Origin of the sequence: Nonomuraea sp. NPDC050227 (genome assembly GCF_044459705.1) — a bacterium.
Classification (GTDB): domain Bacteria; phylum Actinomycetota; class Actinomycetes; order Streptosporangiales; family Streptosporangiaceae; genus Nonomuraea.
In genome coordinates this window covers 152,994-176,961 of sequence record NZ_JBITJF010000004.1, presented here as the reverse complement: position 1 = coordinate 176,961, position 23,968 = coordinate 152,994, and the positions used below count along the sequence as shown (strand labels likewise).

At 70.4% G+C, this 23,968-nt stretch carries 20 protein-coding genes and 2 pseudogenes; 10 read left to right on the top strand and 12 right to left on the bottom strand.

All coding sequences use genetic code 11. The features are described 5' to 3' along the window. The first annotated feature begins 69 nt into the window (after positions 1–69). Entirely contained in the window at positions 70–1,038 is a 969-nt protein-coding gene (locus ACIBK9_RS17875) for an NmrA/HSCARG family protein (protein ID WP_397159294.1), read from the top strand. Positions 1,039–1,112: 74 nt separating this feature from the next. Further along, positions 1,113–1,595, top strand: a complete 483-nt coding sequence (locus ACIBK9_RS17870; protein WP_397159292.1) for a hypothetical protein — start codon at positions 1,113–1,115, stop codon at positions 1,593–1,595. Between the two features lie 197 nt (positions 1,596–1,792). On the opposite strand, the gene ACIBK9_RS17865 is transcribed toward ACIBK9_RS17870, so the two are convergent. Beyond that, a complete protein-coding gene (locus ACIBK9_RS17865; protein ID WP_397159290.1) occupies positions 1,793–2,662 on the bottom strand; it encodes an oxidoreductase in 870 nt (289 codons plus the stop codon). A gap of 248 nt (positions 2,663–2,910) precedes the next feature. Between ACIBK9_RS17865 and ACIBK9_RS17860 the strand changes: the two genes are divergently transcribed. From ACIBK9_RS17860 to ACIBK9_RS17850, 3 genes are read left to right on the top strand one after another with little or no spacing between them, the layout of a single operon-like run. Continuing rightward, on the top strand, positions 2,911–3,549 hold the full coding sequence (locus tag ACIBK9_RS17860; protein ID WP_397159289.1) for a hemerythrin domain-containing protein: 639 nt from the start codon (positions 2,911–2,913) through the stop codon (positions 3,547–3,549). A gap of 34 nt (positions 3,550–3,583) precedes the next feature. Beyond that, on the top strand, positions 3,584–3,988 hold the full coding sequence (locus ACIBK9_RS17855; RefSeq protein WP_397159287.1) for a DUF4267 domain-containing protein: 405 nt from the start codon (positions 3,584–3,586) through the stop codon (positions 3,986–3,988). A 38-nt stretch (positions 3,989–4,026) separates the two neighbouring features. Then, the gene (locus ACIBK9_RS17850) at positions 4,027–5,337 is read left to right on the top strand and encodes an FAD-binding oxidoreductase (RefSeq protein ID WP_397159286.1); all 1,311 of its coding nucleotides are present in this window, start codon (positions 4,027–4,029) and stop codon (positions 5,335–5,337) included. Positions 5,338–5,415: 78 nt separating this feature from the next. Here the strand turns inward: ACIBK9_RS17850 and ACIBK9_RS17845 are convergent, their stop codons facing one another. Continuing rightward, positions 5,416–5,895 carry a GNAT family N-acetyltransferase gene (locus tag ACIBK9_RS17845; protein WP_397159284.1) on the bottom strand — a complete coding sequence of 160 codons (480 nt, stop codon included), beginning with the start codon at positions 5,893–5,895 and terminating at the stop codon, positions 5,416–5,418. A gap of 297 nt (positions 5,896–6,192) precedes the next feature. On the opposite strand from ACIBK9_RS17845, the gene ACIBK9_RS17840 reads away from it, so the two are divergent. Together ACIBK9_RS17840 and ACIBK9_RS17835 are read left to right on the top strand one after the other, a co-directional pair. Beyond that, positions 6,193–7,812, top strand: a complete 1,620-nt coding sequence (locus ACIBK9_RS17840) for a PHP domain-containing protein (RefSeq protein WP_397159282.1) — start codon at positions 6,193–6,195, stop codon at positions 7,810–7,812. A 315-nt stretch (positions 7,813–8,127) separates the two neighbouring features. Continuing rightward, on the top strand, positions 8,128–9,090 hold the full coding sequence (locus tag ACIBK9_RS17835; RefSeq protein WP_397159281.1) for a LysR family transcriptional regulator: 963 nt from the start codon (positions 8,128–8,130) through the stop codon (positions 9,088–9,090). Here the strand turns inward: ACIBK9_RS17835 and ACIBK9_RS17830 are convergent. The 8 genes from ACIBK9_RS17830 to ACIBK9_RS17795 form a co-directional block, all read right to left on the bottom strand. After that, positions 9,077–9,925, bottom strand: coding sequence for an alpha/beta fold hydrolase (locus ACIBK9_RS17830; RefSeq protein ID WP_397159279.1), 849 nt, complete (start codon positions 9,923–9,925; stop codon positions 9,077–9,079). The two genes, ACIBK9_RS17835 and ACIBK9_RS17830, sit on opposite strands and share 14 nt — an antisense overlap. 126 nt (positions 9,926–10,051) lie before the next feature. Beyond that, on the bottom strand, positions 10,052–10,840 hold the full coding sequence (locus ACIBK9_RS17825; RefSeq protein WP_397159277.1) for an ATP-binding cassette domain-containing protein: 789 nt from the start codon (positions 10,838–10,840) through the stop codon (positions 10,052–10,054). Continuing rightward, a complete protein-coding gene (locus ACIBK9_RS17820; RefSeq protein WP_397159275.1) occupies positions 10,837–11,871 on the bottom strand; it encodes an ABC transporter ATP-binding protein in 1,035 nt (344 codons plus the stop codon). The genes ACIBK9_RS17825 and ACIBK9_RS17820 overlap by 4 nt, the downstream gene beginning before the upstream one ends. Further along, the gene (locus tag ACIBK9_RS17815) at positions 11,864–12,850 is read right to left on the bottom strand and encodes an ABC transporter permease (protein WP_397159274.1); all 987 of its coding nucleotides are present in this window, start codon (positions 12,848–12,850) and stop codon (positions 11,864–11,866) included. The genes ACIBK9_RS17820 and ACIBK9_RS17815 overlap by 8 nt, the downstream gene beginning before the upstream one ends. Next, positions 12,847–13,776, bottom strand: coding sequence for an ABC transporter permease (locus ACIBK9_RS17810; RefSeq protein WP_397159272.1), 930 nt, complete (start codon positions 13,774–13,776; stop codon positions 12,847–12,849). Before ACIBK9_RS17810 ends, ACIBK9_RS17815 begins: the two co-directional genes overlap by 4 nt. Further along, the gene (locus ACIBK9_RS17805; protein WP_397159270.1) at positions 13,763–15,454 is read right to left on the bottom strand and encodes an ABC transporter substrate-binding protein; all 1,692 of its coding nucleotides are present in this window, start codon (positions 15,452–15,454) and stop codon (positions 13,763–13,765) included. Before ACIBK9_RS17805 ends, ACIBK9_RS17810 begins: the two co-directional genes overlap by 14 nt. Positions 15,455–15,730: 276 nt before the next feature. Then, positions 15,731–16,432 (bottom strand): response regulator, encoded by a 702-nt coding sequence (locus ACIBK9_RS17800; protein ID WP_397159268.1) that lies wholly within the window; start codon positions 16,430–16,432, stop codon positions 15,731–15,733. After that, the gene (locus tag ACIBK9_RS17795) at positions 16,429–17,706 is read right to left on the bottom strand and encodes a sensor histidine kinase (RefSeq protein WP_397159266.1); all 1,278 of its coding nucleotides are present in this window, start codon (positions 17,704–17,706) and stop codon (positions 16,429–16,431) included. Before ACIBK9_RS17795 ends, ACIBK9_RS17800 begins: the two co-directional genes overlap by 4 nt. Before the next feature lie 494 nt (positions 17,707–18,200). Here ACIBK9_RS17795 and ACIBK9_RS17790 point away from each other — a divergent pair, with 494 nt between their 5' ends. Next, positions 18,201–19,496 (top strand): alpha/beta hydrolase, encoded by a 1,296-nt coding sequence (locus tag ACIBK9_RS17790; RefSeq protein ID WP_397159264.1) that lies wholly within the window; start codon positions 18,201–18,203, stop codon positions 19,494–19,496. A 53-nt stretch (positions 19,497–19,549) separates the two neighbouring features. Here ACIBK9_RS17790 and ACIBK9_RS17785 read toward each other — a convergent pair whose 3' ends face one another. Next, positions 19,550–22,075: an excinuclease ABC subunit UvrA gene (locus ACIBK9_RS17785; RefSeq protein ID WP_397159262.1), complete on the bottom strand. Its 2,526-nt coding sequence runs from the start codon at positions 22,073–22,075 to the stop codon at positions 19,550–19,552. Positions 22,076–22,753: 678 nt separating this feature from the next. On the opposite strand from ACIBK9_RS17785, the pseudogene ACIBK9_RS17780 reads away from it, so the two are divergent. Continuing rightward, positions 22,754–22,876: pseudogene (locus tag ACIBK9_RS17780) on the top strand (IS481 family transposase); the annotation flags it as partial. Then, positions 22,859–23,056 (top strand): annotated as a pseudogene (locus ACIBK9_RS17775) (IS481 family transposase); the annotation flags it as partial. The pseudogenes ACIBK9_RS17780 and ACIBK9_RS17775, both read left to right, overlap by 18 nt. Here ACIBK9_RS17775 and ACIBK9_RS17770 read toward each other — a convergent pair. Further along, positions 23,053–23,535 (bottom strand): nuclear transport factor 2 family protein, encoded by a 483-nt coding sequence (locus tag ACIBK9_RS17770; RefSeq protein ID WP_397159261.1) that lies wholly within the window; start codon positions 23,533–23,535, stop codon positions 23,053–23,055. The pseudogene ACIBK9_RS17775 and the gene ACIBK9_RS17770 overlap by 4 nt on opposite strands. Between the last annotated feature and the right edge of the window lie 433 nt (positions 23,536–23,968).

Genomic DNA, 23,968 nt, shown 5'->3' with positions numbered 1-23,968 from the left:
GTATCAACCTGGCGCTGTATGGTGGGCCGGGTTGATACATCAACCTGACCGCATGAGAGGACCGTTTCCGTGAGCGAGCAGCAGATCATCGCCGTGGTGGGCGCGACCGGGGCGCAAGGAGGCGGGCTGGTCCGCGCCATCCTCGACGATCGCGGCGGGCGGTTCGCCGCGCGAGCCCTGACCCGGGACCCGGGTTCGGCGCGGGCCAGGGAGCTGGCCGCCCTGGGGGCCGAGGTCGTGGAGGCCGATCTCGACGACGCGGGCAGCCTGCGCAGGGCCTTCGACGGCGCGCACGGCGCCTTCGTGGTGACGAACTTCTGGGAGCCGCGCACGCCCGAGGAGGAGCGGGCACGGCCCGCGACCACCAAGGAGCGGGAGCAGGCCGGCAACGCCGCGCGGGCGGGCCGGGAGGCCGGCGTCCGGCATTTCGTGTGGTCCACGCTGTCCGACACCCGCGGCTACTTCCGTCCGGACGACGGGACGCCGAGCTTCGGGGGCACGTACAAGGTGCCGCACGCCGACGGCAAGGCCGAGGCCGACCGCTTCTTCCTGGAGTCGGGCGTGCCCACCACCTTCCTGCAGGCGAACGTGTACTACGAGGCTTTCCGGGACATGTTCGCGCCCCGGCGTGACGAGACGGGCGCGCTGGTGCTGCCGCTCGGGTTCGGCGAGGCGAGGGTGGCCGCGCAGGCCGCGGAGGACGTCGGCAGGACCGCGCTGGGGATCTTCCGCCAGGGGAACGGGATGGCCGGCAGGCGGGTGAGCGTCGCCGGGGCCGTGCTCACCGGCGCGCAGTACGCCGCCGCGCTGAGCCGGGCGCTCGGCGAGCCCGTCACGTACCAGGCGGTCAGCCCCGACATGATCCGGGCCGCGGGGTTCCCGGGCGCGGGCGAGGTCGGCAACATGCTCCAGTACCTGGTCGCGGCCGCCCCCGACATCGCCGAGCTCATCGACTTCGAGCTGCTGCGTGCACTCAATCCGCGGCTGCAGACGTTCGACGCGTGGCTGGCCGCCCACCGGGACACCATCCCGCACTGACCGGCCCCCGCCCCTCCCCACACGCGGCCGCCCCGGCTCACCTGCAGGCATTCCGCCGAACCCTCAGCCTTTCCATGGCGGCGGTTCTCGCGGGCACGCTTCTCATGGCCGCCTCACCCGCCGGCGCCACGGCGACCAGTTCCCCGTGCGGCACCGGCCCCTGGCCCGACTGGCACGATCCCACCATCAATGAGATGACCGACATCAGGGAAGTGGTGAACCAGACGACGCGCGACGTACAGATCAACGACGGGGAGAACCAGGACATCCGTTTCACCGTCCCAGCCGGCCGTCAATGGACCGGTTCCATGTGGGTTCCCTGGCTCGGCCGTCAAGACGAGATGTGGAAGAGCATCACCATCAAGTGGGGAAACCGGAATCGCTACTGGGTGTTCCAGAGATACGGCGGGCCGGACCACGGCGATATCAAGTGCAGCGCGGTGGGCGACTTCGACAACAGTGGCCGCGTGTCCGCCAACGGCATCGAAGGCGGCAGGAAGAGGCTCGTCATCCGCGACAACGACACCCTCTTCCTGGAGTGGATCAGCTACCCCTGACCCCGACCCGGAACGATCAGCGACAAGCCCGCGCCTGCCCACCCACGATCGCTCCGGCCCGGGCCGTCCTACAGCGGCTACGGCGAGCACGTGTGTGTCGCCCTCGGTGAGGGCGATGCGCGGCGCGCTCCCGTGGTCGCCGAGAGTCGACCAGGAGTCATCGGCCGACACCTGTCGTGGTCCTTCGGACTCCGTGGTCAGTGCGCCTGGTCGGCGAGGTCGGCCAGGTCCTCGTCGGTCAGCTGCAGGGACGTGGCGGCGACGTTCTCCTCCAGGTGGGCGAGCGAGCCGGTGCCGGGGATGAGCAGGATGTTCGGCGACCGGGCCAGCAGCCAGGCCAACGCCACCTGCGGCACGGTCGCGCCGTGGCGGGCGGCGACGGCGTCCAGGCGCTCGGCCGTGAGCGGCCGGAACCCACCGACCGGGAAGAACGGCACGTACGCGATGCCCGCCTCGGCGCAGGCGTCCACCAGCGGGTCGTCCTCGCGCCTGGCCAGGTTGTAGAGGTTCTGGACGCAGACGATCGGCGCGATCTTCCGGGCCTCGGCGAACTCGGCGGGTGTCACGTTCGAGACGCCGAGGTGGCGGATCAGCCCCTCCTCGCGCAGCGCGAGCAACGTCTCCAGCGGACCGGCGAGCGGCGTCCCGGCGCGGTCGAGGTCGCCCATGCGCAGGTTGACGACATCGAGGCGGTCCACGCCGAGCGAGCGCAGGTTCGCCTCGACGCCGCGGCGCAGGCCGTCGGGGGTGAGGCCGGTCTTGCCCTCGGCGGGCAGGGCGAGGTCAGAGCCCTCGACCAGCGCGCCCACCTTCGTCACGATCACCAGGTCGTCCGGGTAGGGATGCAGCGCCTCCCGGATCAGCTCGTTGGCCGCCACGCCGTCGCGGGCGTAGTAGTGCGAGGTGTCGATGTGGTTCACGCCCAGGTCGACGGCCCGGCGCAGGACGGCGAGCGCGGTGTCCCTGCTGGGACGGTCGCCTTTCGGCCAGCCGGTCAGCTTCATCGCGCCGTACCCGACCCTGGCGACGCTCAGGTCGCCGCCCAACGCCCATCGTCCAGTCGTCATGATCACCCACTCTAGCGATGATCAGCGGCCGAGGCCGCGGCCGCCACTGGCAACGCCGGCACGCCCCGCTGCCGAGGCCCGCTCAGGGGCACGGGCCCGCCGCAAACCTCGGCCCCGAACGAGCCCAGCACCCGGATGAAGACCATGATCCGCGCATCCTTCGTGGACGTTCCAAATCGCTTCCAAATGCCTTCCAAACACCCAGGAGCAGCCTGAACACATCGCAACCGATGAAGGAGCGGGAACAGATGAGCGTCAACACCCAGGACATGGAGATCGTCCACCGCGTGCTCCGCCGTGAGTCGCGGCTGCTGGTGGAGCTCGTCGCGGCCGTCGCCCCGGGTGACACCGCTCGCGCCAGGGTGATCGCCGGCCACTTCCGCGTCTACCGGCTGGGCCTGCACAACCACCACGAGGGCGAGGACGAGCTGCTGTGGCCGCCGCTGCTCTCCCGGGTGGACCTGGAGGCCGACGTCGTCCTGCGCATGCAGGCCCAGCACGAGCGCGTCGCGGCCACCCTGAGCAGGCTGGACGCCGCGTTTCCCGCCTGGGAGGCCACCGCGGGCGCCGACGAACGCGACGCCCTGGCGGCCGCCCTCTGCGAGCACCGCGCGGTCCTGCTGGAACACCTTCACGACGAGGAGGCCACCCTCCTCCCGCTCGCGGCCGAACACATCACCCGACGGGAGTGGGCCTCCCTGGGCGACCACCTGGTGAACAACACGCCCAAGCTCACCCTGCTCACGCTCTTCGGCGCCGTCCTGGAGGACGCGAACCCGGCCGAGCGCGCCGTCGTCCTCGGCGGCCTTCCCGTCCCGGTCCGCGTCATCTGGCACCTCATCGGCCGCCCCCGCTACGCCCGCCACATCCGCCGTGTCCGCGGCTGAACCCTGCCCGTCCGTGCAAACAAGGAGAACGACCATGTCGCTGAAGAAGCTCAACACCGTCCTGGCCGCCGTCGTCGTCCTGTTCACCCTCTACCTCGGGTTGTCCTTCGTCCTGCCCCTCGGGACGACCTTCCCGGGGCTGGCGAACTGGCCCTCCGACGGCAGCGGCTTCTCCATCGTGAAGGGCAGCCGCGAGCTCGGGATGGGCCTGGCCATGGGCGTCCTGCTGGTGACAGGCCACCGCCGCCCGTTGGGCTGGGTCCTGCTGATGATGGCCGTCACCCCGTTCGGCGACATGGTCAACGTCCTGGCCCACCACGGATCCACGGCCGCCGCGCTCGGCATCCACGGCCTGACCGCGGCGCTGATCGCGATCACGGGGTTGCTGATCCTCCGCGAGGCCGGCGCCACCCCGGCGACCGCCGCGCAGTCCGCCTGACGTCCGCATTTTCTGACAACTCGACAAGGGAGACGACAATGACGATCAACGATTTGCGCGGTGTCCTGAAGGGGCGCGTGCTCCTGCCCGGTGACGACGGCTTTGAACAGGCGGCCACCGCGTGGAACCTGACCGTCAGGCAGCCGGTGGCGGCCGTGGCGGAGGCCGCGGACGCCGATGACGTGGCGGCGCTCGTGCGTTACGCGCGGCGGGCGGGCATGACGGTGACCGCGCAGCCGAGCGGGCATGGCGCCTCGGGTGACGTGGACGGCCTGATCCTGTTGCGTACCGGCCTGCTGAACGACGTGGAGGTACGCCCGCAGGAGCGCGTGGTCCGGGTGGGCGCGGGCGCGAAGTGGGGGCAGGTGCTGGCGGCGGCCGGTCCGCTGGGTCTGACCGGCCTGTCCGGCAGCGCGCCGGGGGTCAGCGTGACCGGCTACACCCTGGGCGGCGGCGTCGGCTGGTTCAGCCGCAAGCACGGCTTGGCCTCCGACAGCGTGCGGGCCATCGACATCGTGGACGCCGACGGCGAGCCGGGCCGGGTGACCGCCGAGTCCGACCCCGACCTGTTCTGGGCGCTGCGCGGCGGTGGCGGGGACTTCGCGGTGGTGACCGCCCTCGAACTCGACCTGTATCCCGCTCCGGTCCTGTACGGCGGGCGCGTGATCTGGCCGGAGCACCGGACCCGGGAGGTGTACGACGCGTTCCTGGAGATCACCGCCGAGGCGCCGCGTGAGCTCAGTGTCTGGATCAACCGGCTCCAGCCCCCCGGCGCGCCGCCGATGGTGACGCTGGATCTGGCCTACCTGGGTGAGGCGGCCCAGGGCGAGGACCTGCTGGCGCGCATCGACAAGATCGAGGACGCGATCTCCGACAGCCGCGGCGTCGTCCCGGTCGCTGACCTGGGCAGGATCGCCGCCGAGCCCACCGATCCGGTCCCGTCCATCGCTCGTGCGGAGCTGCTCACCGGCCTGAACGCGGACGCGGTGGAGCTCCTGCTGGCCAAGCCGATCGAACCGCTCATCAACGTGCAGATCAGGCACCTGGGCGGGGCGCTCGCCGAGCCGGGCGGCGGGGCCGGTGCGAGCGGCGCGGTGACTGAGCCGTACCTGCTCGGACTGGTGGGTCTCGGCCTGCCGCACGCGGCCGACGCGACGCGCGCCAAGCAGGCCGAGGTCGTGGCCGACCTGGAGGCGTACATCAGCGGCCGCAAGCCGTACACCCTGCTGTCCCCCGGTGACACGGCGGCGCAGTCCTTCTCCGGCAGCGCGCTCGCGCGGCTGCGAGAGATCAAGCGCGCCCGTGACCCGCACAACGTGTTCCGCGCGAACTACCCGGTGCTCGGATAGATCGGTTCCCAGCGGCTCAAGGCCCCTCCGCCCACCACGGCGGCGGGGCCGCACCACACCCGCGTGACAGATGTCGCCTCACGGCGACTGGACCGGCCCCGTCTCGTGCCCCGTTCGCAGACGGAGCTCCAGGACGTCCTCCCGGCCGAAGACCTGGCCGGTGGGAACGAACCCGGCAGAGGTGTAGAGCGCCCTGGCCGCGAGGTTGTCGCCACGCACTCCCAACCGCAGCACCGGTGCGTCGAACGCGTCCCGCACATGGGCGATGACCTGTTGGAGGGCCGCTCGGCCCAGCCCCTTCCCCTGGTGATCCTTGTCGATCATCAAGCGATAGAGCCAGATCTGGCCGTCATCGGGATCGGGGCCGTACATCGCGAAGCCCACGGCGCGCTCATCGTGCATCACCGCACGGGTCACGAAGCCCGGCAGGAACCGGCTCTCCGCAATCGAGTACAGGTTCGACGCGATGAGATCAGCCTGGTCGTCGGCCACCCTCAGCTCGGCCACCGCTTCCCAGGTCTCCTGGCACAGGTCGTCAAGGCGCACACGAATCGACATGGATCCTCTCTACCGGATCATTGCGCGGACCGTCATGCGAATATCACTGCGATCAGGCACGGGTGACCATTGCGCGAATCGCCGCACGTCACGCACGGATGCCGGATGGCTCGCCGGAGCCTTCCGCCGTTCGGCAAGAAGTCGCCCAGCATTCGCTTCCTCCCCATGCAAGCCGTCATGCTCCTCTGCGAACGTGACGAAGGGCCGCAGGTTCACCTGCTCCGCCCCACTTCGTGCGCAAGCTCATGGGCCACCCGAGAACGACGCACCAGGTATTCCAGATGAAAGGTATGTCCCATGTGCCGCACCCATGCACACTCCCACAGCGCACCGGAAGGAACGGCTGCGTTCGCCGACCTGTCCGTCTCAGAGACCGAATTGTCGCCCGCCGACCTCGGTAGGCGCCGCTTTCTGCTGAACAGTGGGCTGCTCGGCATCAGCAGTCTCGGCGTCACCGCACTGGGAGGGCTGACCACGCGTCCCGCCGCCGCGACCGGCGGAGGCTCCCGCGCGCTCCACTGGCTGGCCGGCGACCATCACGTTCATACGCAGTACAGCTACGACGGCATGTACACCATTGAGCAGCAGGCTGCGGGCGCTCTCAAGCACGGCCTGGACTGGCTGGTCATCACCGACCACGGGCACGCCGCGCACGAGAAGTTCGCGGTCGAGTCCACCTATGCCGACATCGTCACCTCCCGGGCCAAGCACCCTGAGCTGCTGTTGTGGCAGGGGCTGGAGTGGAACGTTCCCGGAGGCGAGCACGCCACGGTGTTCTTCGACGGCGCTCGCGATGAGATCCAACTGCTGCGCGCGTTCGAGCGGCTCTTCGACTCCAGGATCAACGGCACCGGCGCCGGCAACCCGGCGAACGAGGCCAAGGCGCTGGAGGCGCTCGCCTGGCTGGAGACCGCGCTGCGCACGGGTTCGGCGAGTTCCGCGCTGTTCCTGATCAACCACGTGATGCGGCGCGGCAGGTACTCCCCGCGTGACCTGCGCACCTATCGCGACAAGGCGCCGAACATCGCGGTCGGCATGGAGGGCGCGCCTGGCGCCCAGAACGAGCCCAGGGCCCGCGGCGACTTCAACAACACCGCCGACGCCGACTCCTGGCCCGGCTGGCGGCCGGAACACTACCCGACGTACGGCGGCTTCGACTCCATGACCGGCATCCTGGGCGGCATGTGGGACTCGATGCTCGCCGAGGGCAAGGGCTGGTGGATCACTGCCAACTCCGACGGCCACTTCTACAACGGTGACACGACCGTCGAGCCCTCCCGACCTGCTGACTGGTACGACCAGCACGGTAGATACCCCGATCCCATCGACGGCGGCGTCCCGCTGCGGCACGCCGACTTCTGGCCCGGTCAGTTCAGCCGCACGGTTGTGGGGGCGACCTCACGCAGCTATGGCGCGGTCATGGAGGCGATCAAGGCCGGGCGATCCTGGGTGTCGATGGGCGGCCTCATCGACGGGCTGCACGTCGACGCGCACGCCCCCGGCAACGCCCCGGCCACGTTCGGCGGACGGCTGTCGGTGCGGCGCGGCGACGACGTCACCATCACCATTTCCGTCGATCTCGCCGGCCGTCCCAACGCCAATGAGGAGATCCCCCGGCTCGCCCGCCTGGATCTGATCCGCGGTGCGATCACCGGGCCGGCCGCCGACCCCGACGTCTTCACCGCCCCGGAGGTGAGTGTGGTCGAGTCGTTCATGCCGAAGGGCAAGGGCCGGGTCGCCCAGTTCCACTACAGGTTCCGCGACGTGCGCGAGCCGTTCTACTTCCGGCTGCGTGGCACGGACGGCAGGCGCAGCGCTCCCGGCGGGATGGAGCCGGCGGCGGACACAGGCCGCAACGACAACCCCTGGCACGACCTCTGGTGCTACACCAATCCCACCTTCGTAGAACTGACGTAGAACGATTCGACGACACCCGTCCCACTCGGAACATGGCTTCGCAGTGGGAGCGGGGATTCGCCGACCAGGTCCGGCTCGTCGCCGACTGAGGCCCTGCGCCGCCGGATGTCACGCTCCGGAAGGTGATGGCCTGCCGTTGTCTGAGAGACACATGCCAGGTCAGAGCAGGTGAGGCAATTCTCGGCGCCCACAGGTGGCGTACCGCATGCCGGAGCGCCCGCGTCCGGAGGGGCCCGCTAACATCGGGGTCCCCCGGTCCCGCCTCGCGGATGCCCCACTGCGACGGACGCCCGGCCGACCCGCCACGGAGCCCGCGTGCCCACGATCGACCCCCGACGTCTCCTCATCCTCCGTGCCTTCGTGCTATCCGACTCTGTCACCGCGACCGCGGCGGCGCTGCACCTGACGCCGTCCGCGGTGTCGCAGCAGCTCGCCGCACTCGAACGCGAGGTCGGTCACGCGCTCGTCATACGCTCGGGGCGCAAGCTGGTGCTCACGCCGGCCGGGCGCATCCTCGCCGGGCACGCCGAGGAGATCAGCTCCCGGCTGAAGATCGCCGAGGCCGACCTGGCCGCGCACGCGGGCGGTGTCCTCGGGCAGCTCCGGATCGGCGCCTTCCCCACGGCGATCAGCTGGCTGGTGGCACCCGCCATCGTCGAGCTGCGCCGCCAGGCCCCGGGAGTCGACGTCACCGTCGTCGACGCGGAGGCGCACATGAGCCACCGGATGCTGATGCGGGGCGACATCGACGTGACCGTCAGCATGGAGTACGAGTCCGACCCCGAGCGCGACTCCCCCGACATCGTGAAGTTCCCGCTCTACATCGAGCGGTTCAAGGTCGTCCTCCCCCAGGCGCATCCGCTGTCCGGCGAGGAGGGCATCGGGCTCACCCAGCTCACCGAGGAGGGCTGGATCATGCCCTCGCCCGGTAATCCGTGCCGCACGATGGTGCTGCAGGCGTGCGCGGAGCTCGGCTTCCACCCGCCGATCACCCACGTCTCGGACGACTACCGCGCCGCGCTGGCGCTGGTCGCCGCCGAGGCGGGGATCTGCCTGGCGCCGGAGTCCGCGCTCTCCGCCCGCGACGCCGAGTGGGTGACGATCCTGCCGACGCGCGGCATCGCTCCGCTGCGCAAGGTGATCATGACGACGCGGCGCGACAACCAGAGCCACCCCGTCGTACGCGCTGGGCTGGAGGCGATGCGGGCCGCTGTGTCCGAGCCGGACTCGGAGGTCTACGGCCCGCTCGCGCGGTCCGACACCTTCAGCGTCGAGTGATGGCTCCGGCCAGCGGCGCGTTCTCGCGGAGGAAGGCGTCGACGTGCCGGTGGTACTCCTCCGGCTTGTCGCGGCGCACGCAGTGGTGGGCGCCCTCGATCACGACGACGTCGAAGCCGGGCGCGACGGCCGTGAGGCGCTCACGGGAGTGCTTGTCGACGATGACGTCGCCGGTGCCGGTGACGAGCAGCGCCGGTACGCCGGCCGGGCCGACAGTGATCTGCCGCGCGGTCGGCGTCCAGATCCGGCGCTTCTCGTGGACCCGCTGCTGCATGTAGTCGATGTCGACGGCCTTCATCGCCTCGGCGAGCGGGCGCAGCTCCTGCTCCGCCCAGTGGGGCTTGAGCTCGCGCTGCATGTCCACGAGTTCCTCGACCGACGCCGTTTCGGCGTAGTCGAAGGGGTCCTTGGTGGTCTGCTCGACGCTGAGCCACGGGTTGGGACCGGCCTCCGGCACCCACCACGGCGGGTCCTCCAGCACGACGCCGGCCACGAGGTGCGGGGCGTCGGCGGCGACGAAGGCGGCGATCCGCGCGCCCATGGAGTGCCCGACGACGAGCGTCTTGCGCCCGGTCTCGTCGAGCATGTCCTTGAGGATGTCGATCGCGTCCTGCACCATCACGTCGGTGGACGGAACGCCCTCGTGCTCGGGCAGGCGGCCGGGCGACTCCCCGTGGCCCCGTGCGTCCGGCGCCACGATGTGGTAGTCGCCACCCCAGCGGTCGACGGCGTCACCGTAGCAGGCGCCGGACTCCACGGCGCCGTGGAGGATGAGGATGGCAGGCGCATCTGCTGCGTCCCGCCCATACTCTCGGACGAACAGGTCTGTTCCCACGTGTCCTCATTCACTGCTCTGTCGCGCCGGCCCCCGGCCGGCTCACGACGGGGTTGTCGTTCGGTGGATCATGGTCATGATCGTGGCACGCCTCTTCGGCGTCGCGCAACGCTCCCGCAGGTCAGGTCAGGTCCGCAGTTCCGCCTCCGGTGTCGCCTCGACCAGCGCGCGCGTGCAGGGGTGCTGCGGGGAGCGGAAGATCTCGTCGGACGACCCGGTCTCGACGATCCGGCCGCGCTGCATGACGGCGACACGGTCGCTGTAGAGCCGGATCACCGCCAGGTCGTGGCTGACGTGGAGGAACGAGATCCCCTGGTCGCGTTGCAGGTCGGCCAGCAGGTTGAGGATCTGGGCGCGCACCGACACGTCGAGCGCCGAGGTCGGCTCGTCCGCGATGATCAGATCCGGCTTGAGGGCGAGCGCTCGTGCCACGGCGACGCGCTGGAGCTGCCCGCCGGACGCCTCGTGCGGGTAGCGCCCCAGGTAGTCGGCGCCGAGGCCGACCGACTCCAGCAGCGCGACCAGTTCGGCGGTCGTCGTCGTCTCGCCGTGCGCGCGGAAGACGTTCTCCAGCGTCTGCCGCACGGTCTGCAGCGGGTTCAGCGACGCCAGCGGGTCCTGGAAGACCATGGCGACGTTGCGCCGCAGCCGCCGCAGTCCCCGCCGGCCGAGGCGGGCGACGTCCTGCCCGTCCGTACGGACGGTGCCGGACGTCGGCACCACCAGGCCGTTGGCCATCCGCGCCAGCGTGGACTTGCCCGAGCCGGACTCGCCGACCAGGCCGAGCGCCTCGCCCCGCTCGACGTGGAGCGAGACGCCGTCCACGGCGAGGAAGCCCTTGCGGCCGCGGCCGAAGCCACCGGCGATGCGGTAGCGCTTGCTGACGTCGGTCATCTCCAGGATCGGCCGGCTCACCGGGCGACCTCCTGCAGTTCGGGGAGACGATCGAGGTGACAGGCCGCAAGGTGCACGCCGCCGCCCTCGCCGGCCGGGCGGACGGTGGGCAGCGGTACCTCCACGACACAGCGTTCGCCGACCTGGCCGGCGAAGCCGCAGCGCGGCGCGAAGGCGCAACCCGGTCCTGCGTCGCGCAGCGACGTGGGCGTGCCGGGGATGGCGCGCAGCCGCGTCCGCTCCCCACCGATGTCGAGCCGGGCGTCCAGCCGCGGCGTGGCCGCGCGGAGTCCGGCGGTGTACGGATGGGCAGGCTGATCGAAGATGTCGCGGAGGCTGCCGTACTCGGCCTGGCGGCCGGCGTACAGCACGAGGACGTCGTCCGCCGCACTCGCCACCACCCCGAAGTCGTGGCTGATCAGCAGCATCGCCATGCCGTACTCCTGCTGGAGCCCGCGGAGCAGGGCCAGGATCTGCGCCTGCACCGTCACGTCGAGCGCGGTGGTCGGCTCGTCGGCGATGAGCAGCGCCGGCCGGTTCACCAGGGCCATCGCGATCACCGCGCGTTGCCGCATGCCGCCCGAGAACTCGTGCGGGAAGCGGCGTACGGCGTCCGCGGGCTCGGGGATGCCGACCCGGTCGAGCATCTCGACCGCACGGGCCCGCGCAGCGCGACGGGTGACCGACGGGTCGTGCAGGCGGACCGCCTGGGCGATGTGCGCGCCGATGTCGAGGTACGGGCTGAGCGCGGACATCGAGTCCTGGAACACCATGGCCACGTCGGAGCCGCGGGCCCGGCGCAGCTCGCGTTCGTCGGCGGAGAGCATCTCCCGGCCGGCGACGACGATCCGGCCCCGGGCGCTCGCCCCGCGCGGCAGGAGCCGCATGATCGCCCGGCCGGTGATCGTCTTGCCCGACCCCGACTCGCCGACCACGGCGAGCGTGCGGCCGCCGTCCAGCCTCACGGAGAGGTCCCGCACGACATCGGCGGTGAGGCCGCCGCCGGTGAACGAGACGCACAGGTCCTCGACCTGGAGTACGGGGTCAGGCACGGCGGATCCTCGGGTCGAGAAGCGGCATCAGCAGGTCGGCGATCAGGTTGCCGACGATGATGAGGAAGGCGGAGAAGAGCGTCACCCCGACGACGATGCTCAGGTCGGACTCGTTCACGCCGGACAGCAGCAGGTCACCGAGCCCGTGCAGGCTGAACACCTTCTCCGCGATCGCCGAGCCGCCCAGGAGCGCGGTGACGTCGAGCGCGAACATCGCCACGACCGGCACCATCACGCCGCGGACGGCGTGCCGGTTCACCCGCCGGGTCGACGCGCCGCGCGCGGTCATCGCGACGAGGTGGTCGGCCGAGAGTTCGTTGAGCAGCTGCGTGCGGGTGACCCGGATGTAGCCGGCGGCGAGGATGAACGACAGCACCATCCACGGGCCGATCAAATGCCAGGCCCAATCCGCCGGCGACTCCGAGAACGGCACGAAGCCGGAGTACGGCAGCGCGTTGAGCATGAAGCCGAAGACCTGGACGACGAGCAGGCCGACGAGGAAGGTCGGGACCGACAACCCGAACATCGCGAAGCCGATCGAGAACCGGTCCACGATCCCGCCCTTGCGTATCGCCGACAACGCGCCGAGGCCGATGCCCACGACGAGGCACAGGACGGCCGCGCCCAACGCGAGCGACAACGTGACGGGCAGCCGCTCGGCGATGAGCGTCGTGACGTCGCTGCGGTTCGGGAACGAGTAGCCGAAGCAGGGCGCCTGGCAGTGCACCTGCTGGGCGCCCTCGCCGTACGTGCGGCCGGCGAAGAGGCCCTTCACGAACTGGGCGTACTGCCACACCGGGCTCTGGTCGGTCTGCATGTAGGCGCTGACCTTGGCCCGGGTCTCGGGCGGGCACGGCTTGCCGCACATGGCGCGGGCCGGGTCCTTCGAGGCCCCGAAGAAGAGGGCTATCGTCACGAAGGCGATCGCGAGGAGCATGAACACCGCGGTGGCCATGCGGCGGGCAATGTAGACGATCATGCAGCATCCTCCATGCGCACGTCGAGGACGTCGCGGAGCGCGTCACCGGCGAGCGTGGCGCCGAATACGATCAGGAACACCACGGCGCCCGGGAAGAGCATGTACCAGACGTCCGCGCCGCTGTAGATCCACGGCAGCGAGTCCGAAAGCAGTTTGCCGAGGTCGGGAACGTCGCCACGCAGGCCGACCCCGAGGAACGACAGTCCCGCGACGACGCTGACGTTGCCGGGCAGTGACATCGCGAACAGGACGACGACCAGGCCGAAGAGGTGCGGCAGCATCTCCCGGCGGATGATCTGCCAGGGCGCGGCCCCGGTCGCGCGCGCCGCCTCGACGAAGGCGCGGGCGTTGACGGCGCCGGCCTGGGCGCCGATGATCCGGGCCGGGACGGTCCAGCCGAAGAAGGCCAGCACGAGCACGAGGACCAGGCCCCGCGGCATCTCCGGCGGCACGATCGCCATGATCGCGATGACGAACATCAGGCCCGGGAAACCGAACATGAAGTCGATCACCCGCCCCGCGACGGCGTTGAGCCAGCCGCCGAAGTACCCGATCGCCGTACCGAGGACGGCGGCGAAGGCGATCGACAGGATGCTCGCCCCGAACGCGATGAACAGCGACGAGCGGATGCCGTAGACGATCTGGGCGAACAGGTCGACACCCGTCACCGGGACGACACCGAGCCAGTGGTCGGCGCTGACGCCACCGAAGGCGCCCAGCGGACGGCCGCCGTCCGGGTCGAGCACGTCGGTGTGCAAGGTGTTCGGGTCCTGTCCCTCCATCCGCACGAGCAGCGGGGCGCAGAGCCCCGCGACGAGCGGCACCACCAGCATGACCAGGCCGGCGACGCCGGACCGCTTCCGGAGGAAGCGGCCGAGGACCGAGGCGCCCCGGCCCTCCGCCTGCTGGATCTCAGCGATCGACACCGACGACCAACTCGTTCGCGAACGGCGGGTAGGCGGGGACGAAGTAGTTCATGATCTTCGAACCGGCCAGGGCCTGCGTGCGCTGCACGAGGATCGGCACGACCGGGGCGTCCTCCATGATCTGCTTGTCGATCGCGGCCCACATCTTGGCGGCCTTGTCGAGGTCCGGCTCCGCGATCGCGGCGTCGATCGCGGCGTCCACCTCGGGGTCGGAGAACTTCGAGGCGTTTCCGCCGCCGTTGCCGATCTCACTCGACGCGAACAGCGGCTGGATGGTGCTCATGCCGCTCGGGAAGTCCGCTCCCCAGCCGTTGGTCGTCATGTCGTAGTCGCCGTCGGCGGACGAGATGAGCTCGGACCAGGTGTTGGCGTCCAGGCCCTTGAGCTCGACCTTGACGCCGACCCGCGCCAGCGAGTTCTTGATGCTCTGGGCTTCCTTCTCCTCGATCGCGCTGACGTCGGTCGGATAGGTCAGCGTGAGCTTCAGGTCGGAGACGCCGGCGGCGGCGAGCAGTTCCTTCGCCTTGTCGACGTCGCCGGTGTCACCGCCGTCGTACAGGTTGTACTCGGTGTAGCCGGGGATGCCGGGCGTCATGATGGTCGAGGCGATCTGGCCGCCGAACTTCGGGCCGCCGTACACGCTCTGCACCTCGGCCTTGTTGATGGCGTAGTTGATCGCCTGCCGCACGCGGACGTCGGACAGGCCCGGGCGCTTGACGTTCATGGCGAGGTAGCGGAAGTAGCCCGAGGGGCTGTTGGCCATGCGGCCGGAGATCGACGGGTCGGACTGGATCCGCTGGAACTGCGACGGCGAGATGAGCGCGTTGCTGATCGCAGTCCGGTCCTCGCCCTTGTCGTCGATGAGGCGCTGCACGATCGTGTCGTTGTTCAGGCCCATGTCAAGGACGATCTTGTCCGGGCCGGCGAACCGCACCTGGTCGCTGTCGGCCGTCCAGTTCGGGTTACGGTCCAGCACCGCCTGCGCCCCCTTGCGGAAGCTCGTCACCTGGTACGGGCCGCTGGCGACCGGGTGCTCGCCGTAGGTCTCCGGCTTGGTGTCGGCGGCGGCCGGCACCGGCGCGAAGGCCGGCATGCTGACGATCCACGGCCAGTTGCCGAACGGACGCTTCAGCCGGAAGACGATCTTGTGGTCACCGGCGACCTCGATGGAGTCGAGCTCCTTGCCGTCGTACGGGCCGTCGTAGTCGGTGCCGCCGACCAGCAGCGTCTTGTGGTAGCCGAGGCCACCCTGGAACATCGGCGCGAACGACCGCTCGATGCCGTACTTCACGTCCTGCGCGGTGATGGGGCTGCCGTCGGAGAACTTCAAGCCCTCCTTCAACGTGAAGGTCCACGTCTTGCCGCCGTCGTCCGTCCTGCCGGTGTCGGTGGCGAGGTCCGGCACGAGCACCGTGTCCTTGTCGGGGAGCGTCCGCCACGACGTCAGCCCGCGGTGCACCCACCGCAGCCGGCTGGTCGGCACCATCTGCGCGTTGGCGGTCTCGAAGGACTCGGTCGCGCGCCGCGAGAGGTAGTGCAGAGTCCCGCCCTTGGGCACGGACTCCAGCGGCGCCGCGTTCCTGCCCTTCGTGGGCTCGGTGGACTGCGAGGTGGACTGCGAGTTCGCGTTGCAGCCCGCCGTCACGAGGGCCAAGACGAGCGCGAGCCCTGCGGGCAACACTCTCCGGGATCGATTCGCCATAGATCGCGCTTCCTGTGAAGCGGCCCCGATCGGTCGGGTCCGCTGTGGATCTCAGGAAGGGAGTCTGTTGGCGAGCGAGAGCACGCGTCCATCGAGGAGTTCTGCAACGGATCTTGCAGAAAATCTTAAAGATCGCGGGGATCCGTGCGCGCGGCGTCCATGATAGTCCGGCGGTCCCGGTGGCCGGAAGACCGGACCTGCCCGAACCGGAGGATGGGACGACCTGCGACCGATCCGGTGCGTTGCCGGGTATCAGGTGCGGTCTCCGGCTCCAGGGACGATCAAGCCGGTCTCGTAGGCGATGACCACGGCTTGGGCGCGGCTGGACAGCTTGAGCTTGGTCATGAGGCGGCCCAGGTGGGATTTGACGGTGGCCTCGGCGATGTTCAGGCGGGTGGCGATCTGCTGGTTGGTCAGGCCCTGGCCGACCAGGTGGAGCACGGCGGTTTCCTGGCTGGTGAGCCGGGCGAGCTCCTCGGGCCGGCGCCGGTCGGGTTCGGGGGCGGTGATGAAATGGCGGACCAGGCGCCGGGTGACGCTGGGCGCCAGCAGCACCTCGCCGCGGGCGACCGTGGCGATCGCGGCCAGCATCTGGTCGGCAGGGGTGTCCTTGAGCAGAAATCCCGAGGCGCCGGCGCGCAGGGCGGCGAAGACGTGTTCGTCCAGGTCGAAGGTGGTCAGGATGAGGATCTTCGGTGCCGGGCCGGCGGCGTGGGCGAGGATGTGGCGCGTGGCGGCGACGCCGTCCAGGTCGGGCATGCGGATGTCCATCAAGATGACATCCGGGGCGGTCGCCGCGGCCTGGGCGATGGCTTCGTGGCCGTCGGCGGCCTCGCCGACGACCGCGAGAGCGGCGTCGGTGCGGAGGAGGGCGACCAGGCCCGCGCGGACCAGGGCCTGGTCGTCGACGACCAGGACGCGGATGGTCCCGCGGCCGGTGTCGGGGCCGGTCATCGGGGTGCCCCGGGTCGTGGTGCGCTCTGCCGCGGGTGGGCCGTGGCGAAAGCGGGGTCGGCGAGCGGAGAGGCGGGCAGGTGGGCCGTGGCGAGCGCGGGCTCGGCGAGTGGGGAGGCGGGCAGGTGCGCGGTCACGGTGAAGCCGCCGTCCGTACGTGGGCCGGCGGTGAGGGTGCCGCCGTAGAGGGTGGCTCGCTCGCGCATGCCGATCAGGCCGTGCCCGTCGGCGCTGTGCCCGGGGGTGGCCGGGCCGCTGTTGCCGACCTGCAGCGTGACCGCGGCGGGCTGGTAGGTCAGGGTGAGGGTCACGTCGGCGTGTGGGGCGTGTTTGAGCACGTTGGTCAATGATTCCTGGGTGATGCGGTACAGGCACCGGTCCACGCCGGGCGGCAGCGGGCGTACCTGACCGGAGGTTTCCCGCCGGATCGACAGGCCGGACAGTCGGGAGCGTTCCAGCAGCGTGTCCAGCTGGGCCAGCCCCGGCTGCGGGGCGTAGGAGTCCTCGCCGGCGTCGGACGTGAGGCGCAGGACCGACAGCATGTTCCGGAGTTCGGCCAGTGCCTCGCGGGTGGTGGCGGCGATCGCGGTGAATGCTTCGCGTGCGGCGTCGGGCTCGGTGTCGATCAGGCGGCCACCGGCGCCGGACTGGATCGAGACGACCGACAGGTGGTGGGCGACCACGTCGTGCAGTTCCCTGGCGATGCGCACGCGTTCTTCGGCGACCGCTCGCAGGGCTTTCTCCTCGCGTTCGATCTCCAGGTGGCGGGCGTGCTCGATGAGGTCCTGGTGGCGCAGCCGGCGGCTGCGCACCCCCTCCCCGATGGCCCAGGCCGCGCCGAGCTGAAGCGCGTTCTCGACCAGGCTTTTGACGATCGCGAACGTCAGCCCGGACCTGATGAGGTCGGGAACGAGGATGCCCGCCATCAACGCCAGGGCCAGGACGCCGTCGCGGTGGCCCTCCCGGCGGTAGGCCGCGACGGTGTAGAGGCTGACCAGCACCGGCGGGGCCTGGAATCCGTTGGGGTAGCCGGCCAGGCCGCAGCCGATCAGGCCCGCCGTGATCACCGCGAGGACGGCGATGGGGTGGCGCCTGCGCAGCACCAGCGGCGCGCTGGTGAGCACCGCCAGCAGGTACGCCAGCACGACCGGGTCATGGGCGGACAAGGCGGCCTGCGTCACCGCCAGCGCGGTCGACACACCGGCCAGCAGGCTGTCGGCGACCACCACCGGCAAGCCGCGCCACCAGCGGCCCCATCGTCGCACCACGTTCATGAGACGAAGGTAGCCGCCAGCATGACCCGCTTTGTCCTCCTTTGGGAGGAGTCGTCGTTAGGGCAGCGGTTGCAGAGAAGCGGGCGGTTGGTGTGCCGGTGGCAGGGCCCGGATCGACCTTCCGCACGATGTCCAGGGGCTGCTCAGGCCCCTAGTTTTGAATACAGCCGGTGATCAGTGATCAACAGGGGGCACCCCTGAGACCGGACACATCACTACCGGAGCGTCGAAATCCGACGCGCGCCGGATCCGCAGGAAACAACCCCTTCACCAAGGAACGACGCATGCTCCTCATCAAGAGTGGAACGGCTGCCGCAGTGGCACTCACGGCCGGAATCGGATTGGGCGCCGCCGGACCGGCGCAGGCGGCCACCCCCCTGGACCGCTTCCACCATCAGACGATCACCTGGCGCGCCTGCGCAACCGGACCCGGCGATCAGCTGGGCGAACAGATGGACGCCGCCGGTGCTCGATGCGCCACCGTCCTGGTCCCGATGGACTACCGCAGACCGCAGGGGCGGACCCTCACCATCGCGATCTCCCGGATCAAGGCCACCGATTCCTCCCGGCGCCGCGGCGTCTTGCTGCTCAACCCCGGCGGGCCGGGCGGCGCCGGCCTCTCGATGACGCTCCTGGGCAAGGCGATGCCCGAGGTCGCGGCCCGTTACGACCTGGTGGGCATGGACCCCCGATTCGTCGGCCGCAGCACCCCGATCAGCTGCCGGTGGCAGACCGACACCTTCCTCCGCTCCGCGGGACCCGACCGGCGTACCTTCGACGAGGGGGTGCGCCTGGCCGAACAGTTGGCGGCGGGCTGCGCCAAGGGCAATCTCCAGACCCTGCCGTACGCCACGACCAGGAACACCGCACGCGACATGGACGTGATCCGGGCCGCGCTCGGCGAGCAGAAGCTGTCCTACCTCGGCTACTCCTACGGCACCTACCTGGGTGCGACCTACCTGCAGATGTTCGGCTCGCGGGCCGACCGGGTGGTGCTCGACAGCGCCGTCGACCCGCAGGTGTACGGCCCGCGCATGTTCTCACGCGCCGCCCCCGCGATGGACGCCGCGCTGCGGCGCTGGGCGTCCTGGGCCGCGTCACATGACAAGGAGTACGGATTGGGCGGGACCCGTGACGCCGTCCTGGCGACCGTGGAGAAGATCAACCGGCATCCCGTGAAGATCGGCGCATACCGCGTCGATGCCCATGTCGTGCCGTACTGGCTGTTCGCACGTCTCTACAGCGACGGCCCGCAGTCCTATGCCGTCCTCGCCGAGGAGGCGCGGGCGCTGAGCCGCGGCGGCGAGACACCGCCGCCCGCCTCGCTGAAGGAATTCCTCGACGGCCTGTTCACCGGTTCCGGAGAGGCCTCGGACCGGGCGGGCACGGCGATCCTGTGCGGTGACCGGGCCGCACCCCGCGACCCGGCGACCTACTACCGCGACATCCAGCGGCACCGCAGCACCGAACCACTGTTCGGGCCGCTCGCCCGCAACATCTCCCCGTGTGCGTTCTGGCCGGTCAAGCCGCTTGAAGCGCCCACGAGGATCGGCAACTCCGTACCGGCGTTGATCGTCGGCGCGGCCGGCGACCCCGCGACGCCCTATCCGGGCCAGCAGGCCATGCACCGGGCGCTGACCGGCTCCCGCATGATCACCTTGAACGACGCCTTCCGCCACGGCGTCTACCTCGCGGCGGGCAACGCCTGCGTCGACACCAAGGTCACCAGCTACGTGGTCGACGGTGTCCTACCCGGTGAGGACGTCACCTGCGGCCGCCCGGCCGTCTGACACGCTCGCGCCCCACCACCAGCCGCCCCGGCCGGAACCGGGCCTCATTATCCTCAACGACCTGTTCCAGCGAGCCGCGGCCCTTCCAGGAGCGGCAGGCCCGCCGCGTACCGCCGGAGGAAGCCGGCGGTCGGGGTGTTCGCGGTTGCGACGGCGTCCGGGGTGCCTTCCGCGACCACCGCGCCCCCGTCCGGACCGGCTCCCGGCCCCAGGTCGATCACCCAGTCCGCGGACGCGGCGACGGGGATGTCATGTTCGGCCACGACGACGGTGTTGCCCGAGTCGAGCAACACGTCGAACGCGTCCACCACCCGCTGGACGTCAGAGGGGTGCAGGCCCGAGACGGGTTCGTCGAGAACGACAAGACCGGCCTTGCGGCCCGCGGCGCCGCGCTGGATGGCGGAGGCCAGCTTCAGCCGCTGCGCCTCGCCGCCGGACAACTCCGTGGCGCTCTGGCCGAGCTGCAGATAGCCGAGCCCGACCTGGTTCAAGGCTCCCAGGGTCTCGGCGAGTTGCCGGGGTTCGGAGAACTGCTCCACCGCCTCGGCGACGGTCAGCTCCAGCACCTGGTCGATGGCCAGTCCCTGGTACGTGATCTCCAAGGCCTCCGGCGTGTAGCGCCGCCCCTGGCATGCGTCGCAGACCACCCACACATCCGGCAGGAAGTGCATGTCGACCAGCTTGCGGCCATAACCGGTGCAGGGTTCGCAGCGGCCACCGCCCGTGGTGTTGAAGCTGAACCAGGACGCGTTGACCCCACGTGCGCGTGCCATGTCGGTCTCGGCGAACAGCTTACGGACGACGTCGAACGCCTTGCTGTAGGTGGCCGGGTTGGATCGCGGCGTGCGCCCGAGCGGTTCCTGATCGACGACGGCGACCCAGTCGAACCCCTCCAGGCCGGTCACCTGTCGCACGGCGTCGATCGTCGTCCCGTTCAAGGCGGCCTCCGCGCTCGCCGCGAGCGCGCCGAGCAGGCTGCTCTTGCCGCTGCCGCTCACCCCGGTCAGGCAGGTGAGCCGGCCGGCGGGGAAACGCACCACGTCTGCGGTCACGTTGTGCGCACGCAGGCCGTGCAGCTCCACCCAGCCGGTGTCATCCCCGGCCGGACGGCGGGTCCGGCGCAGCCGTGGCCCCTCACCGGCCAGGTAGCGTCCGGTCAGTGACGCAGGGTGGGCGGCCGCGTCGGCGGGAAGCCCCGACACCAGGATCTCACCGCCGAGGCGGCCCGCGCCGGGCCCCATGTCGATCACCCAGTCGGCCCGGGCGATCAGTTCGGGGTCGTGCTCGACCAGGAGCACCGTGTTGCCGGCCTTGCGCAGCTCCAGGGCGATGTCGAGCAGGTGCGCCTTGTCCGCCGGATGCAGCCCGGTCCCGGGCTCGTCCAGGACGAAGACGATGCCGCTCAGCTCGGTGCTGAGCTGCGCGGCGAGCCGGGTTCGCTGCAACTCGCCCCCGGACAGTGTCGCCGCGCTCCGGGACAGCTGGAGATGGGCCAGGCCGAGGCGGTCGAGGATCCCGAGTCTGCGGCCCAGGTCCTGCAGCAGCGGCTCACCCACCTCGCGCTGCCGGGCGTCCAGGTCGCCGGCCACCCGCTCGGCCCAGCCGCGTACCTCCCGTACGTCCACCTGGAGCAGGTCGGGAAAGGTCAGCCCGCCGAGCCGCACGGACCGGGCCACCTGGTCGTACCCGCTGCCGCCGCAGGTGCCGCACGGCTGCTTGCGCATGTACGGCAGGTAGCGCTGCTTGGCGCTGGCGGTCTGGGCGTTCAGGAACACCCGCTCCACCTCGGCCAGCGCCCCCCGCAGCGGCTGGCTGGAGGTGTAGGTCACCGAGACCGTCTCCTTCCTGCTGGTCATGTCGACGGTCGCCTCGACCTTCTCCTCACCTGTGCCGTACAGCACGCAGTGGCGGAACTCCTCCGGCAGCGACCGCCATGGCAGGCCGAGGTCCACGCCGCGCTTGTCGGCGAGCGCCGGCACGAACGCGTGCTCCCCCGACCGCCACTTGGCGTACCAGGGCGAGGCCCCCTCGAAGAGGGGAAGCTCCGGACGGGTGATGATGAGGTCCTCCTGCGCCTGCCAGCGCCCGCCCACGCCGTGACAGTCCGCGCAGCTGCCTTCCGGGGTGTTGCGGTCGAAATGAGCGGTCGTCAGATGCCCGTTGACGCTCTGCGCCGCCGGGTCCGCGCCGATCCCCGGCAGGCGCGAGTACAGCAGTCCCAGATGCCCGTCGATGCCGGTGATCGTCGCGACCGTGGACCGGGGGTTGCGGTTCAGGCGGCGCTGGTCGACCGCGAGCGTCGCGCCGAGTCCCAGGATGCGGTCGACCTTCGGCCGATTGCGCTGGGTGATGTACTGCCGTACGAACGGCGAAAGCCCCTCCAGGTAGCGCAGCTGGGCCTCGTTGTGCAGGGTGTCGATGGCCAGCGAGGTCTTGCCGCTGCCGCTCACCCCGGTGAAGGCGGTGAGCCACCCCTTGGGGATGCTCACCGACACGTCCCGCAGATTGTTGGTACGAGCCCCCACCACCTCGATGGCCTCTCGCCCCAAACTGGCGACGTCCCGTACGAACGCAGTCAACCTTGATCCACCCTCTCGCAACACAGCAGAACACGGGCGGACGAACTCCACCCATGTCGAACAAGTCGATTCCGCCACTACGCGGCCGTTCGATCAGCCCCCTCGGCACCTGGCCGGTCCGGATTCGACCCATGCCGCACATCAAGACCGGGCCCCCTATCCGTGAGGCCCCCGGTCCACACCCACATCGGCGCCGACCGGTGCATTGATGATCACCCTGAAACCCGACGCCTTGTGTCATGTTTTCATCCGTGTCCTGCCCCGCGACCTGCTGGACACGTCGATCCCAGGACATGGGTGACAGGTGCTGTGCCGGCGGTGCTGGCCGGCGGTTCGGTGACCGAGGTCGCCCGGTAGGTGGGGGTGGCCCGGCCGACGTCGTCGGGCTCGGTGTCGCGCCATCGGCAGGCGGGGATCTGCGGGCCGGCGGCCGGTGGGCCGTTCGCGGCGGCCGCGTTCGTCTCCGCCGCAGATGCGGGCGGAGGTGGAGGTGCTGGTGTGTGAGTTCCAGCGTCAGCATCCGCTGTGGGGACCGGTCCGGTTGGCGCACGAGGCCGGTCGCCGTGGCGTGGATCCGCCGCCGTCACGGATGGGGTGGATCGGGGCCTGGTGCGTCACGGGCTGGTCGAGCCGGGCGCGGGGCGGCGCAGGAGGGTCTTTCGCCGTTGGCAGCGCGAGGGCGACGACCGCTCGCGTTGCTGTGTGATCGCCAAGGCGGTGCTGCGGGCCACTGGCCGTGCTGTCCGCCTGGCGTTTGTGGAGGCGTTCGGGGCGCCGGGCGAGGTGCTGACCGACAACGGCTCCTGCTACCGCACCCTGCTGGACGAATGGGCCTACGCCCGGCCCTACGTCTCAGAGATCGAACGCCGCCAAGTCCTGCCGTACTGGCTGTACACCTATAATCACCACCGCGGCCAGTCCGCACTGGCAGGTCTGCCACCAGCCGGCCGCGTACTCAACCTCACGGGACAGAACAGCTAGACGTCGTCGTCCGGGCGCAGGGCGTTCAGGACCGCAGAAGTGTCCAGGTAGAACGGGTGTATCTCGGTGATGCGATCATCCTTGATCGTCATCAGCTGCATCACCGAGGTCTCCAAGGCCCGGCCGGTGGCGCGGGCGCGCAGGATGCCGCGGTTCCAGACCACGACACTGTCGCCGTCGACCACGTACTTCTGCTCCAGGAACTCCAGGGACTGCCATGCTTCGCTCATGGCGGCCATGAACTGCTCGATGCCGCTCGGTCCGCGCCAGGTGCCCCCGTAGGGCAGGGAGTCCGCCTGGTACATCACGACCTCTGGGTCCAGGCACTCGGCAAGCTCACCGAAATCGGCCTTGCCGAAGCCTCCTGCGGCGATATAGGCGACTTCCGCCCGATAGAACCTCTCCAGCACTGCCAGTGAGCTCCCGCCCTCGTCGCCCCCCGAAGCCGGACCGTCATTCGTCATTGCTTCTGCCATCATGCGCTCATCATGTCCGCCCCCGACAGGATGCATCCGGCGGAAATCGGACCTGTGGGCGGCAAGCCCGCCACCGACGACCGGCCCGCACTACTGGACGCGCTGTCCTCCCTCCGGACGGGGACATTGCGCCTGCCGATGATGACATCCGCCCAGGTCAGGCTGCCTCGCGAGGTCCTCCGCCGGCTGCGGCTGCTCACCCGCCCGGACACCGTCTTGCGCCGGCATCGCGATCTGATGAGACGTCGTCACGCTCGTACCTGTCGGCCGAAGCGGCCTGGCCGCCCACCCACGGTCCGCTCCATCCGTGCCCTCATCCTGCGTCCGGTTCGGGAGAACCACACCATCACCTGAACAGGCAGACGGATCCGCGTGCCGCTCGTCCGCGGCCGATCGAAGGAGTGACGCAGGAATCCCGCGCGCATCGGTGATCTCC